Source organism: Pseudocitrobacter sp. CD920760 (genome assembly GCF_057782505.1).
In genome coordinates this window covers 1,852,484-1,866,937 of record NZ_CM173490.1, presented here as the reverse complement: position 1 = coordinate 1,866,937, position 14,454 = coordinate 1,852,484, and the positions used below count along the sequence as shown (strand labels likewise).

11 protein-coding genes are annotated in these 14,454 nt (G+C 52.5%); 5 read left to right on the top strand and 6 right to left on the bottom strand.

The genetic code is table 11. The features are described 5' to 3' along the window. Nucleotides 1–12 precede the first annotated feature (12 nt). Together AC1MKH_RS08465 and AC1MKH_RS08460 are read right to left on the bottom strand one after the other, a co-directional pair. Nucleotides 13–690, bottom strand: coding sequence for a fimbrial biogenesis chaperone (locus AC1MKH_RS08465; protein ID WP_276217934.1), 678 nt, complete (start codon nt 688–690; stop codon nt 13–15). Between the two features lie 73 nt (nt 691–763). Next, nucleotides 764–1,315, bottom strand: a complete 552-nt coding sequence (locus AC1MKH_RS08460; protein ID WP_276217935.1) for a fimbrial protein — start codon at nt 1,313–1,315, stop codon at nt 764–766. Nucleotides 1,316–1,664: 349 nt separating this feature from the next. Between AC1MKH_RS08460 and ssuE the strand changes: the two genes are divergently transcribed. Next, nucleotides 1,665–2,234 (top strand): NADPH-dependent FMN reductase, encoded by a 570-nt coding sequence (ssuE, locus tag AC1MKH_RS08455; RefSeq protein ID WP_276217937.1) that lies wholly within the window; start codon nt 1,665–1,667, stop codon nt 2,232–2,234. Nucleotides 2,235–2,322: 88 nt separating this feature from the next. On the opposite strand, the gene pepN is transcribed toward ssuE, so the two are convergent. Continuing rightward, a complete protein-coding gene (gene pepN, locus AC1MKH_RS08450; RefSeq protein ID WP_276217940.1) occupies nt 2,323–4,935 on the bottom strand; it encodes an aminopeptidase N in 2,613 nt (870 codons plus the stop codon). Between the two features lie 265 nt (nt 4,936–5,200). Between pepN and pncB the strand changes: the two genes are divergently transcribed. The 4 genes from pncB to AC1MKH_RS08430 all read left to right on the top strand — a co-directional run bounded on the left by pncB (nt 5,201) and on the right by AC1MKH_RS08430 (nt 11,027). Then, the gene (gene pncB / locus AC1MKH_RS08445; RefSeq protein ID WP_231827820.1) at nt 5,201–6,403 is read left to right on the top strand and encodes a nicotinate phosphoribosyltransferase; all 1,203 of its coding nucleotides are present in this window, start codon (nt 5,201–5,203) and stop codon (nt 6,401–6,403) included. 165 nt (nt 6,404–6,568) lie between these two features. Next, nucleotides 6,569–7,969 carry an asparagine--tRNA ligase gene (gene asnS, locus AC1MKH_RS08440; protein WP_149461526.1) on the top strand — a complete coding sequence of 467 codons (1,401 nt, stop codon included), beginning with the start codon at nt 6,569–6,571 and terminating at the stop codon, nt 7,967–7,969. Between the two features lie 598 nt (nt 7,970–8,567). Next, entirely contained in the window at nt 8,568–9,650 is a 1,083-nt protein-coding gene (locus AC1MKH_RS08435) for a porin (RefSeq protein ID WP_276217943.1), read from the top strand. A gap of 186 nt (nt 9,651–9,836) precedes the next feature. After that, a complete protein-coding gene (locus tag AC1MKH_RS08430) occupies nt 9,837–11,027 on the top strand; it encodes an amino acid aminotransferase (protein ID WP_276217945.1) in 1,191 nt (396 codons plus the stop codon). 49 nt (nt 11,028–11,076) lie between these two features. Here AC1MKH_RS08430 and AC1MKH_RS08425 read toward each other — a convergent pair whose 3' ends face one another. From AC1MKH_RS08425 to ldtD, 3 genes are all read right to left on the bottom strand, one after another. Next, nucleotides 11,077–11,724 (bottom strand): MBL fold metallo-hydrolase, encoded by a 648-nt coding sequence (locus AC1MKH_RS08425; protein ID WP_231827821.1) that lies wholly within the window; start codon nt 11,722–11,724, stop codon nt 11,077–11,079. A 15-nt stretch (nt 11,725–11,739) separates the two neighbouring features. Then, nucleotides 11,740–12,291, bottom strand: coding sequence for a peptidoglycan L,D-endopeptidase MepK (mepK, locus tag AC1MKH_RS08420; protein ID WP_015965080.1), 552 nt, complete (start codon nt 12,289–12,291; stop codon nt 11,740–11,742). A gap of 182 nt (nt 12,292–12,473) precedes the next feature. Beyond that, complete coding sequence (gene ldtD, locus AC1MKH_RS08415; RefSeq protein ID WP_276217948.1) at nt 12,474–14,273, bottom strand: L,D-transpeptidase; 1,800 nt, start codon at nt 14,271–14,273, stop codon at nt 12,474–12,476. Between the last annotated feature and the right edge of the window lie 181 nt (nt 14,274–14,454).

Genomic DNA, 14,454 nt, shown 5'->3' with positions numbered 1-14,454 from the left:
AGTGTCAATCCGTCAGGATTTGCACATCATAGACGGCGTCTCAGCGCCATAATCATTGATGGTTCGGTAGCTCACTTTCTGATTAGTAGCGCCTTTTGGCACGTCAAAACGGAAGCTGTCAAGCGGCGATACCATTTGGTTCTTTACACTCTTACCGCCAAGCGTCAGCCCGGTCAGCGTAATATAATAGGGCGTGGGATTATGAACAGTAACGCTCTGCCCTGACCAATCGCAACGCAGTTTTTCTGCCGCCTGGTTAACGGAAATTGAGAGTCCTTTCGGTCGCCAGAACAACTTAATGACGCTCTGGGTGGCGATTTTTAACACGCTGCCCTCTTCTTTCTTTGTCGTTGATGGCACCGCGCGTACGCTTGCGTAAAATAACGACTCACGATCTTTAGGCAACGCTGGTCCGACGTACATAATACGCAGTAAATTTTCACTAGCGGGGTTAAGCACAAATAGCGGTGGCGTCGTAATAAAGTCCTGCGCCTTTTTATTATCGGGCATCATTACCCATGCCTGAATTAAATACGGCACAGTTTTACTGGTATTTTTAACACTCAGCGCAACCTGTGCATCACCTTCGTTGTAAATAACCCGCGTCGCGCCCAACCCCACGCCGCCGCTATCGGCAGCCCAGGAGGAAGCACTGAGTGTTAACGCGCCGATAAAACTTACGGCAGCCATGCTTATTGCTCTACGGGTATTCACTTGAAGGTACCTTTAGCCTTTCCCGCCCCTTCAGGATAAAGGGGGAAAATCAGTAGTAGTTAATATGGAATGTGGTCGCAACCTGAACCGTACCTGCCGTTGCTTTACCCGTCGCAACGTAATCTGCTTTGAAGGTGATAGTTTGATCAGATGTCGCAGCGAGCGGAATTCCGTTTTGTGCCGTTTCAGTATTAGGCAAAATTTTCGTTGTACCATCAGGCATATACATCTGTATCGCGACATTCGTCGCCGCGCCGGCACCAGAATTCTGATTCTTAAACGCGCTGGCAACTGCCGGATCGGCTTCTGCGGTGAACGTGAATGCCGCATTGCGGGTCACCGTGTTGTCGCAGTCCTTCAGGTTAATCGGAATATCTTTTTTCACACCGGACTCCTGGCCCAGTGTTTCTAGTTTCGTCTCACTCACCTTCTCCATCGCGATTGTTCCAGACTGACTTTCAGGTGCAATGGTGCAGGCTGGTGCAACAACTTCGCCGGTGATCGTCAGGCTACCGTCTGTTACGGCGTTATCATCGGCCGCCAGGGCGCTACCACATCCCAGAATCGCACCCATTAATAGTATTAATATACTTTTCCGCATGCATATCTCCATTTAATAAATAAAATACATGTGTCAACTGATTAAAATAAAACATCGATGCATATAAACAGATATTCTCATCCGTATGCAACTGAATCGATTTTTTAGAAAAAATTAATTGATTAATGCTAAACAATGTATTTAACGAGCGAATTCATCATCACAATAACACAACAAACTAAAAACATTCTGAACACCTTCTGATATTTAATGGAAAAAGAGCATGTTGCGTATATCCATTTATCAGAATTCGTTTAGCTGAAAAAGTATTTAGAGATCTCGGCATCGTCTGCGAAACTGCCTTTCGAAATGTTAAATAAAAAACACTTTAAGGTTGTAAGGAGGTTGTATGCGCGTCATCACCCTGGCGGGAAGCCCGCGTTTTCCTTCACGTTCCAGCGCATTGCTGGAGTACGCCCGTGAAAAACTGGCGGCGGTGGATGTTGAGGTTTGCCACTGGCATTTGCAAAATTTCGAGCCAGAAGATCTGCTTTATGCACGTTTTGACAGCCCGGCGCTGAAAACGTTGACCGAGCAACTGGCCCTGGCCGATGGCTTAATCGTTGCCACGCCGATTTATAAAGCATCATTTTCCGGTGCGTTAAAAACGCTGCTGGATCTGCTGCCCGAACGTGCGCTGGAAGGGAAAGTGGTGCTGCCATTAGCGACAGGCGGTACGGTTGCTCATATGCTGGCGGTGGATTACGCGCTGAAACCGGTACTGAGCGCGTTGAAAGCGCAGGAGATCCTGCATGGCGTGTTTGCCGACGACAGTCAGGTTACGGATTACCAGCATAAGCCTCAGTTCAGCCCAAATTTGCAGGGCCGTCTGGACAGTGCGCTGGAGACATTCTGGCAAGCCCTTCACCGCCGTGATATTCGTGTTCCGGCGTTTCATGAGCAGTTTGAACATGCGTAAAAAAAGCCGGGTGGCGGCTACGCCTTACCCGGCCTACCAGAGAATGTCATTCCAGGCCGAATAAGCGAAGCGCCATCCGGCACTGTTGTTACGCTAACGCTTTGGTAATCTTCTCGTACAGATCCCCGGAAAGATTCTCCAGCCCTTTCAGCTGTTCCAGCGCCGCACGCATCATCGCCTGACGTTTTGCATCATAGCGTTTCAGGCGGATCAGCGGCTCAATCAGACGTGACGCCACCTGCGGGTTACGGCTGTTGAGTTCTGTCAGCATCTCAACCAGGAACTGATAGCCGCTACCGTCCAGCGCGTGGAACGCGGCCGGGTTGCTGCTGGCAAACGCGCCAATCAACGAACGCAGACGGTTCGGGTTGTTCATGGTGAATGAGCGGTGATTCAACAGCTTGCGCACCGTTTCCAGCACGTTATCCGCCGGGCTGGTGGCTTGCAGAATGAACCATTTGTCCATCACCAGGCCATCCTGATGCCATTTGTCATCGAACTCCTGCATCAGCGCATCGCGGCACGGCAGCTCTGCCGCTACGGATGCCGCTAACGCCGCCAGCGCATCAGTCATATTGTCGGCCTGATGATATTGCTGGCGCACCAGTTTATCCGCCAGTTCGCGCTCGCCAAACGCCAGATAGCGCAGGCAAGTATTACGCAGTGAACGCTTGCCGATATCTTCATGCTCAACGCGATAGCTCGGCAATTTGTTGGCGTTATAGATAACCAGGAACTCATCCGCCAGCTCATTAGCCAGCGTGCGGGTCAGCGCTTCGCGAACGGCAGCGATGGCGATTGGGTCGATAACATCGAACAGTTCCGCAATTTCATTGGCGGACGGCAGCGTCAGAATTTCAGCCGCCAGCGCCGGGTCGATTTTCTCATCCAGCAGGATGGCGCGGAACGCATCAGCCACGTGAACCGGCAGCGACAGCGGCTGATTCTGCTGGTGACGGTTGACGTTAATCTTGATGTAGTTGGCCAGCAGGCTTTGCGCCGCATCCCAACGAGAGAAGTCGTTACGGGCATGGCGCATCAGGAAGGTTAACTGCTGATCGCTCCATTTATATTCCAGCTTAACGGGTGCTGAAAACTCGCGCAGCAGCGACGGCACCGGCTGGAAGTAAACGTTATCGAAGACAAAGGTCTGCTCTGCCTGAGTGACGTTCAGCACGTTATGGACCGGATGCCCGTCTTTCTGCAACGGGATCACCTTCCCTTCGTTATCATACAGTTCGATATCGAATGGAATATGCAGCGGCTGTTTTTCCTGCTGCTCTGCCGTCGCCGGCGTACGCTGGCTAATGGTCAGCGTGTACTGCTCGGTTTCCGGGTTGTAATCATCATGCACGCTGACGATTGGCGTACCAGACTGGCTGTACCAGCGACGGAAATGCGACAGGTCAACGTTGGAGGCATCTTCCATCGCCTGCACAAAATCATCACAGGTCGCGGCACTACCATCGTGACGTTCGAAGTAGAGCTGCATCCCTTTCTGGAAATTCGCTTCCCCCAGCAGGGTATGCAGCATGCGAATCACTTCCGCGCCCTTCTCATACACGGTCAGGGTATAGAAGTTGTTCATCTCAATAACACTATCCGGGCGAATCGGATGCGCCATTGGGCTGGCATCTTCTGCAAACTGCAACCCGCGCATAGTACGCACGTTATTGATGCGATTCACCGCGCGCGAACCGAGGTCGGAGCTGAACTCCTGGTCGCGGAAAACGGTTAAGCCTTCTTTCAGGCTGAGCTGGAACCAGTCGCGGCAGGTGACGCGGTTCCCGGTCCAGTTATGGAAATATTCGTGGCCAATCACGCGCTCGATATCGAGATAATCTTTATCCGTCGCGGTGTCGGTACGCGCCAGCACATATTTGGAGTTAAAGATGTTGAGACCTTTATTCTCCATCGCGCCCATATTAAAGAAGTCAACGGCGACAATCATATAGATGTCGAGGTCATATTCGAGGCCGAAACGCTCCTCATCCCACTTCATGGAATTTTGCAGCGAAGTCATCGCCCACGGCGCGCGGTCAAGGTTGCCGCGATCGACAAACAGCTCCAGCGCCACCTGACGACCGGAACGGGTGGTAAAAGTATCGCGCAGAACATCGAAGTCGCCCGCCACCAGCGCAAACAGGTAGCATGGTTTCGGGAACGGATCCTGCCACTGCACCCAGTGACGGCCATTATCCAGCTCGCCTTGCGCTACGCGGTTGCCGTTAGACAGCAGGAACGGATACTTCGCTTTATCGGCGGTAATTTTGGTGGTGAAACGCGCCAGAACGTCCGGGCGATCGAGATAATAAGTGATGTGACGGAAACCTTCCGCCTCGCATTGCGTACACAGCGCTTCGCCAGACTGGTAAAGCCCTTCCAGCGCGGTGTTCGACGCTGGGCTGATTTCGTTCACAATTAGCAGCGTAAAACGCTCTGGCAAACCGCTGATAACCAGCTGCTTCTCTTCTTCTTTATAGTTCGTCCACTGCTCGCCGTTCACGTGTACGGAAATAAGCGTTAAATCTTCGCCATCCAGACGTAGCGGCACATCGGACGCTGCATGACGGGAAACCTGGCTTTGGGCCGTCACGACGGTTTTTGCGGCATCCAGGTCAAAGGCCAGGTCGATATCACTGATCAGGTAGTCCGGCGCACGGTAGTCGTGGCGGTACTTGGCTTGGGGCTGTTGTGTCATAAAAAACCTTTAGCGTCGTTTGTAAAATGTCGTATCCAGTCTATTCCTGTTGTTTAAATCGCGCTACGCAGAATCTTCATCTTTTCCAGACAAATACCAAAAATTGCTACATTTGGATAACACATTGGCACGAAATGCCCTAGCCCCTTAGCAGGCCTTATGATGTGATCGGGGTTCAATAAATGAATAAACAAGGTATACTCCTGCTAATCTCCCTGTTGTTTATTTTACTAAACGCTCCTGTGAGAGGATGCTATTGCGCACCATGACTCAATTCGTGACTCCTGTTCTGCATTCGTTGCTTGATACGGATGCCTACAAACTGCACATGCAGCAGGCGGTGTTTCACCACTACTACGACGTAAACGTCGCGGCGGAATTCCGCTGCCGTGGTGACGATCTGCTGGGCATTTATGCTGATGCCATTCGGGAACAGGTAGACGCTATGCGCTCGCTGAGGCTCAGTGATGAGGAATATCACTGGCTTTCCGGGCTGCCCTTCTTTAAAGAAGATTACCTGACCTGGCTGCGCGATTTTCGCTACGACCCGCAACAGGTGACCGTCACCAACGATAACGGCAAGCTGAACATTCGGCTCGATGGCCCGTGGCGTGAAGTCATTATGTGGGAAGTGCCGCTACTGGCGGTGATAAGCGAGCTGGTTCATCGCTACCGTTCCCCGGAAGAAGGTGTACCGCAGGCGCTTGAAATGCTTGAGCATAAACTCACTGATTTCACGCGCATGACCGCAGACCTTGATATGTCCGCGTTCCGTCTGATGGATTTCGGTACCCGTCGTCGTTTCTCCCGAGAGGTGCAGGAAGCGATCGTCAAACGTCTCCAGCAGGAGCCGTGGTTCACCGGTACCAGCAACTACGATCTCGCGCGTCGTCTCGACCTTACCCCAATGGGTACACAGGCGCACGAGTGGTTCCAGGCGCATCAGCAAATCAGCCCCGACCTGGCGACGAGCCAGCGTGCGGCACTGGCGGCCTGGCTTGCCGAGTATCCAGACCAACTGGGGATCGCGCTCACCGACTGCATCACCATGGACGCCTTCCTGCGCGATTTCGGGCCGGAATTTGCGACCCGTTATCAGGGGCTACGCCACGATTCGGGTGACCCGGTTGAATGGGGCGAAAAAGCGATTGCCCACTATGAGAAACTGGGAATCGACCCGCACAGCAAAGTGCTGGTGTTCTCCGATAATCTCGATTTGCCCAAAGCGGTCGACCTCTATCGTCACTTCTCTTCGCGCGTGAACCTGAGCTTCGGTATTGGTACCCGTCTTACCTGCGACATCCCCCAGGTAAAACCACTGAATATTGTTATTAAACTGGTGGAATGTAACGGTAAGCCGGTGGCGAAACTCTCTGACAGCCCAGGGAAAACCATCTGTCACGACAAGGCGTTCGTTCGCGCATTGCGTAAAGCCTTCGACCTGCCACAGGTCAAAAAGGCGAGTTAATCACCAAAGGGAGCCATTCGGCTCCCTTCTTCTTTATTAATTTCTGAATTCTCCCCTTCACAGTGCGAAATCTGCTTGTCTGATGGCGGATGACAGGTAACATAGATATCTCCCTTTTTAGGGAGCAACTTATTCTTTATTGGACAACTTAACAGAGAGACTATTATGAGCGTTGTGCCTGTAGCCGACGTACTCCAGGGCCGTGCCGCCGTTGACAGCGAAGTCACCGTGCGCGGATGGGTACGTACTCGCCGAGATTCAAAAGCTGGCTTTTCCTTCCTCGCCGTCTATGACGGTTCCTGCTTTGATCCTGTACAGGCCGTTATTAATAATTCTCTGCCCAATTACAATCAGGAAATCCTGCGTCTGACCACCGGTTGCTCCGTGGTCGTCACCGGTAAAGTCGTGGCGTCTCAGGGCCAGGGCCAGAGCTTCGAAATCCAGGCGACAAGCGTGGAAGTGACCGGTTGGGTGGAAGATCCTGATACCTACCCGATGGCGGCTAAACGTCACAGCATCGAATACCTGCGTGAAGTGGCGCACCTGCGTCCGCGCACCAACCTGATTGGCGCGGTGGCACGTGTTCGCCATACGCTGGCACAGGCGCTGCACCGCTTCTTCGATGAGCAGGGTTTCTTCTGGGTGTCCACCCCGCTGATTACCGCATCCGATACCGAAGGTGCTGGCGAAATGTTCCGCGTCTCCACGCTGGATATGGAAAACCTGCCGCGTAACGACCAGGGGAAAGTCGATTTCGATAAAGACTTCTTCGGTAAAGAGTCTTTCCTGACCGTTTCCGGCCAGCTGAACGGCGAAACCTACGCCTGCGCGCTGTCAAAAATCTACACCTTCGGCCCGACCTTCCGCGCTGAAAACTCCAACACCAGCCGCCACCTGGCCGAGTTCTGGATGCTGGAGCCGGAAGTCGCTTTTGCTGATCTGGAAGATAACGCCGCGCTGGCGGAAGCCATGTTGAAATATGTCTTCAAAGCGGTCCTTGAAGAACGTATGGACGACATGAAATTCTTCGCTGAACGCGTGGATAAAGAAGCCATTGAACGTCTGCAACGCTTTATCGAGGCGGATTTCGCGCAGGTGGATTACACCGACGCGGTCACCATCCTCGAAAACTGCGGCCAGACCTTCGAAAACCCGGTTTACTGGGGCGTTGACCTCTCTTCCGAACATGAACGCTATCTTGCTGAGAAACACTTCAAAGCGCCGGTGGTGGTGAAAAACTATCCGAAAGAGATCAAGGCATTCTACATGCGTCTCAACGACGACGGTAAAACCGTTGCGGCAATGGACGTGCTGGCCCCGGGTATCGGCGAAATCATCGGTGGTTCACAGCGTGAAGAGCGTCTGGACGTGCTGGATGCCCGCATGGCAGAGATGGGTCTGAACAAAGAAGATTACTGGTGGTACCGCGATCTGCGTCGTTACGGCACCGTACCGCACTCCGGTTTCGGTCTGGGCTTCGAACGTCTGATTGCCTATGTAACTGGCGTACAAAACGTCCGTGACGTGATTGCATTCCCAAGAACGCCGCGTAACGCCAGCTTCTAAATCTCCGCACTCTCAACAAGGCCAGCATATGCTGGCCTTTTTTGTGCCCTTAACGTAAATCTTCGTCAATTACCTTAAGGATCAACCCCCTGCATCGCGTAGTTTGTTACATCCCATTTCCGTTAACGTTTATGCACAAAAAATGTGCAATTGCTTATGGATTTTAGAAATACCTGAGCCGATAGCATTATTTTTAAGCGAAACCACCGTCACCTCGATACTTAAATTTAACATTTCTGGCAGCTCATATTTACATCAACATGCTCAACAAACAACCACATTAGAGATTAAAGATAAGAAATTCATATAGATATCCACTATTTCACTTAATACTTCCCTAACCCCAACAGAACTTTGAGTTGTCTCACAAAGTTCCTTATTTTTAACTTTTTGTTACACATAATTTCCTCTTGTTACTTAATTAGGATATTTGTAGCACTTTCAGGCTAGCGAAACGGTGGTTTGAATGGAAATATGCCTCTCAGACACAAAAAGACACCAAACTATCATCAATGTTTCTGTAAATTTTTATTGACAGAAGTTATTGGCGGCAGTGGCGAGTGTCGATATAAAAAAAACCTAATGAGGGTAATAAATAATGATGAAGCGCAATATCCTGGCAGTGGTGATCCCTGCCCTGCTGGTAGCCGGTGCAGCTAACGCTGCAGAAATCTACAACAAAAACGGCAACAAACTGGACTTTTACGGCAAAATGGTCGGTGAGCATGTGTGGACCACCAATGGTGACACCAGCAACTCTGATACCACCTATGCCCGTATTGGTGTGAAAGGGGAAACTCAAATTAACGAACAGCTGACCGGTTATGGTCAGTGGGAATACAACATGGATGCGTCCAATGTTGAAGGTTCTCAAACCAGCAAAACCCGTCTGGCCTTCGCAGGCCTGAAAGCCGGTGAATTCGGCTCTTTCGACTACGGTCGTAACTACGGCGCTATCTACGACGTTGAATCCGCAACCGATATGCTGGTTGAGTGGGGCGGCGACGGCTGGAACTACACTGATAACTTCATGACTGCGCGTACCAATGGCGTAGCCACCTACCGTAACTCTGACTTCTTCGGCCTGGTCGATGGTCTGAGCTTCGCGGTTCAGTATCAGGGTAAAAACGAAGAACGTAACATTCAGAAGCAGAATGGCGACGGCGTCAGTACCTCTGCAACTTATGCCTTTGGTGAAGGCTTCGCGATTTCCGCAGGCTATGCGAACTCCAACCGTACTACCGATCAGAAAAATCAGGCCTTCAGCGCCAGCGGCGACAAAGCTGAAGCGTGGGCGACCTCTGCTAAGTACGATGCCAACAACGTCTATGCTGCGGTCATGTACTCTCAGACCTACAACATGACCCCGGAAGACGCTGGCTTTGCCAACAAAACCCAGAACATTGAAGCAGTGGTTCAGTACCAGTTCGACTTCGGCCTGCGTCCCTCCGTTGGCTACGTCCAGTCTAAAGGTAAAAACCTGGCTTCCCGCCCTGGCTTCGACGGCGGCACTGCTGACCTGCTGAAATATATCGAAGTGGGTACCTGGTACTACTTCAACAAAAACATGAACGTCTATGCAGCGTATAAATTCAACCTGCTGGACGAAAACGACTACACCGCAGCCACTGGCCTGTCCACCGACGACCAGGCAGCCGTGGGTATCGTGTACCAGTTCTAATCAGTACGCCACTTTGTTATATGCACAGGAAACAGGGCTTCGGCCCTGTTTTTTATATTTCAGCCAGTTAAAAATCGCGACTTTTGAAAAGGCTCGCGCTTTTCATTGCAAACGGTTGGCATTTTGTAAATCTGCCGTTAACCTGATAGCGGATTTCTCCAAGTCACTCATAAATGGAACCCCGTCATGTTTGAGAACATTACAGCCGCCCCTGCCGACCCAATTCTGGGCCTGGCCGATCTGTTTCGTGCCGACGACCGCCCGAGCAAAATCAACCTCGGGATTGGAGTTTACAAAGATGAGACCGGTAAAACCCCGGTTCTGACCAGCGTTAAAAAAGCGGAGCTTTATCTGCTGGAAAATGAAACGACCAAAAATTACCTCGGTATTGATGGTATCCCGGAGTTTGGTCGTTGCACGCAGGAGCTGCTGTTCGGTAAAGGAAGTGAAATCGTCAACGCTAAACGCGCCCGCACGGCGCAAACGCCTGGCGGTACTGGCGCACTGCGCGTCGCGGCAGATTTCCTCGCCAAAAACACCAGTGCGAAACGCATCTGGGTTAGCAACCCGAGCTGGCCGAACCATAAAGGCGTCTTCAACGCTGCGGGTCTCGAAGTTTGCGAATATGACTACTATGACGCACAGAACCATGCGCTCAATTTTGATGGCCTTGTTGCCAGCCTGAACAATGCACAGGCCGGCGATGTGGTGCTGTTCCACGGCTGCTGTCATAACCCGACCGGTATCGATCCGACGCTGGAGCAGTGGCAACAGCTGGCGAAGATCTCCGCTGAGAAAGGCTGGCTGCCGCTGTTCGATTTCGCCTACCAGGGCTTCGCCCGTGGTCTGGAAGAAGATGCAGAAGGTCTGCGCGCGTTCGCCGCGCTGCATGATGAGCTGATTGTTGCCAGCTCTTACTCTAAAAACTTCGGTCTGTATAACGAACGTGTTGGCGCCTGCACCCTGGTCACCCGCGATGCGGACAACGCCGATCGCGCCTTCAGCCAGATGAAGTCGGTCATTCGTGCTAACTATTCCAACCCGCCAGCTCACGGTGCGTCCGTTGTCGCCACCATTCTCAGCAATGACGCTCTGCGCGCTATCTGGGAACAGGAACTGACCGACATGCGTCAACGCATTCAGCGCATGCGTCTGCTGTTCGTGAACACGCTGCAGGAGAAAGGCGCGAATCGCGACTTCACCTTTATCACTAAACAAAACGGGATGTTCTCGTTCAGCGGCCTGACCAAAGATCAGGTGCTGCGTCTGCGTGAAGAGTTTGGCGTGTATGCGGTGGCGTCTGGCCGTATCAACGTCGCCGGTATGACGCCGGACAACATGGCGCCGCTGTGCGAAGCCATTGTCGCTGTGCTGTAAGACGGGTCAGACGACATAAAAAAGGCCGCTTTCGCGGCCTTTTTTGCTCTTACCAGACAGGCATTTCATCCTGCAGGAACGGGTTGTGCAGCCGCTCATAGCCGAGCGTTGACAGCGGCCCATGACCTGGAATAAACGTCACGTCATCGCCCAGCGGCAACAGCTTGCGTTTAATCGCGTCGATCAGTTGGCCGTGGTCACCGCGTGGAAAATCGCTGCGCCCCACCCCGCCCTTAAAGATAACATCCCCGGAAATCAGCAAGCGCGAGGCATCATCGAAAAAGACGATGTGGCCCGGCGTGTGGCCCGGACAATGAAGAACCTGCAACTTCACGTTACCCACGCTCACCGTTTCGCCTTCATTCAGCCAACGGTCTGGCGTCAGTGGCTGGCACTCTTCGAGGCCAAACATCCGGCTCTGTTGCGGTAATCCCTGCAGCCAGAACTCATCTTCTTTTTCCGGCCCAATCACGGGAATACCGTAATGCGCAGCCAGCTCCGCCGCCGCGCCTACGTGATCAAGATGCCCGTGAGTGAGTAAAATCTGAACCAGAGTAACGCCAGCGGCCTCAACCTGTTCTTTGATTTTCTCTGCGTCGCCGCCTGGATCGACCAGCGCAGCAAGTTTCGTTTGCTCGCACCAAATCAATGAACAGTTCTGCGCGAACGCGGTGACCGGAATAATACGATAGTTCATAAGGCTCCTGTTTCGTTACCAGTGCCGCACCGGCCCGGTATCAATATGCACAAAGTTGCTACGTGGGTAGTATCCTACACCACCTGCGCGCATAGATAACGCGGCTTTGCGAATATTGCTTAACGAAACACCTTCAATATGGAAATCCATCGCCCGTCCTTTCGTGTGGTAGCTGTTTTTCGCTACACCACGGCTATGGGCACGTAATTCATTATTCGTGTCAATGGCACGATAGCCAGAGATTAGCTGTACCGGACGGTTAGAGCCTAATAAGCCCTGCAACCGATAAAGCTGGTCGAATAATGAGGGGTCGATAGAAGTTATTTTATTCGCGCGAAAATCACGGAAGAAATGATTGAGTTTTGCTAATTCATCCTGAATATAGCCTCTGCCGTCGAAAAACTCGGCTTTTATCAACTCACCCGTATGAAGATTGTTCAGCGTCAGGATCCGCGGACGTGGGGTCGAGAGGGTAGCAAGTGCGGGCGTCGGCAAGATGGCAGCAGCGCCCAGCGCAGCCCCACCCAGCGCCAGCAGTTTGCGGCGATTAGCGTCAAATTTGTCCATGATAATCAGGTCTACAAGTAAATGTGATCGAAATTTATGCACTTCTGGCGCACGTAGGGCACCTTACCGGGCATTTCTGCCAACGTCAAGGCGACCATCCCAGCGCAACCCGCGCCACCAGGGCTTTCCGGGGCGAAGGTTGCGACATAGATAGGACCACTAAATTACCTGAACTACTTCATTTATCTGATTAATTGTTCCGCTTTTGGCAGAATTTGTGCGCCAGATCGCGCTGTTACATCATAATTGTAAATATCTGTGCGATATTGTGTCTTTCCATCAGCATCCACAAAGGCGGTGAGGTAATAAAGATTGACCGGGATATTCTGTCGGATATTCACATAACGGGTATTCCCCTGCTTCAGCGCATCGGAAATTCTCGTATCATTCCATCCGGCATCACCCAATAACATACCGGCAAGTTCAGATGCTTTATTCACACGCACACAACCAGAACTTAACGCGCGGGCATCTTTCTGGAATAAATTATGGTTCGGCGTATCGTGCAAATAGATGGCGTCCGAACTCGGCATATTAAACTTATACCGCCCGAGCGAATTGCGCGGTCCCGGAGCCTGCTGGAAGCGGAACGGCAGGTTCGACGGCGTAATCGTTGACCAGTCTACGCGCCATGGGTCAATGGTTTCGCTGCTGCTCCAGCCGCGCATTACCGTGTAGTTATGACGCTCAAGATAGCCAGGGTCATTGCGCAGTTTCGGCAGAATATCGTTGCGTGCCAGCGTTGGCGGCACGTTCCACGGCGGATTGACCACCACGTTATTCAGCGCGCTGCTCATCATCGGCGTTTTACGATCCGGGCGGCCCACGATAACGCGGGACGCCAGCACCTGATTTCCGTCCTGATAATAGACCAGCGAATACGCCGGGATATTGACCATAATGCCCGTGGAGAGTTTCCCTGGCAGCAGACGCAAACGCTGAATATTCAGCGCTACCACACCTGCACGTTCGGCGTTGGAAAGATTGAGCGCATCGCGCGTGGCACCGCCAATGACGCCATCGCTGCCCAGCCCCTGGGAAGTCTGGAAGCGTTTGACGGCATCGGACAATGTACGGTCATACGCCTGAGGCCCGGGCTTCACCGTTTTCCGGGTATTCGCTGATGGGCTGACTGCGGGCTCATCGCCTGGCAACGTTATATTGGGCCCGCCATCAAGCATGCCATGGCGCTGTAAAATTTCACGTAGCGCAGGCACATCGCTACTCCATTGCCCCGGACGCAGCGACGCGCCAGCCTTGAGTGTTGGCCAGGGTTTGGTATCGGAGAGCAGCGACAGCAGCGTCTGGTGCATAGTTTCATACTGCGGATGCTGCGGGGCCAGCCCGGCGATAAACTGCGGTAACGTGCCCTCGGAGAGCGCCAGTTGCCACTGGTTAATCACCGACAGCGGCGGCGTCGCCAGGGTGTACGGTTTCGCGCTGTAGAGCCAGCGATTACCCTGAACCGGGATACCGCTGATAAAGTGCAGATAGCCCATCAACGCATCAGACAGCACGACATCCCGCGCCATCCCGCTGACGTTCGGGTCGGTTAACAGCTCAACCCATTTGGTAAACTGCGGCTGAAAACCGGCGATAGCGACTTCGGCCAGTTGCTGCTGGAACGCGCGTACGGCATCACGATTTTCCCACATCGGTTTCATATCGTGAGCGGCATAAAGCATGACCAGCGGATTCAGATAAACCGGCGTATAGCCTGCCGGCAGCCATGACTGAATATCGGCACGGCTCTTCGCCGCAGCCCCATCCGGGAGCGGCTGCGTTCCCAACAGATTCGCCATCGCGGATGCCTGGCTTCCCGGTACCGCCAGCGCAGGCGCCGTTTCCGCAACCGTGGCGGAACTGTCTGAAGGCACGACTTCTGGCTCATCGGCCAGCGCGTTAAACAGTGGAGCAAACGTCATTGCCAGACACATACTCACGACCGACAATCGACGACCATTCTTTTTATTAAGCAACATCCCTTGCCCCCTGTTATTGCATTAATGCTCGTAAAACGGGCTTACTCTCAGTATATAAAGACAAAAAAATTCTGCCTGACCAAATGTAAAGAAGTCTAAAGATGATACCTCTTCCGCCAGCAAAAGCAGATACCTAAACGATTAATAAGACAAAACCCGGTTGCTTTCGCGAACCGGGTTT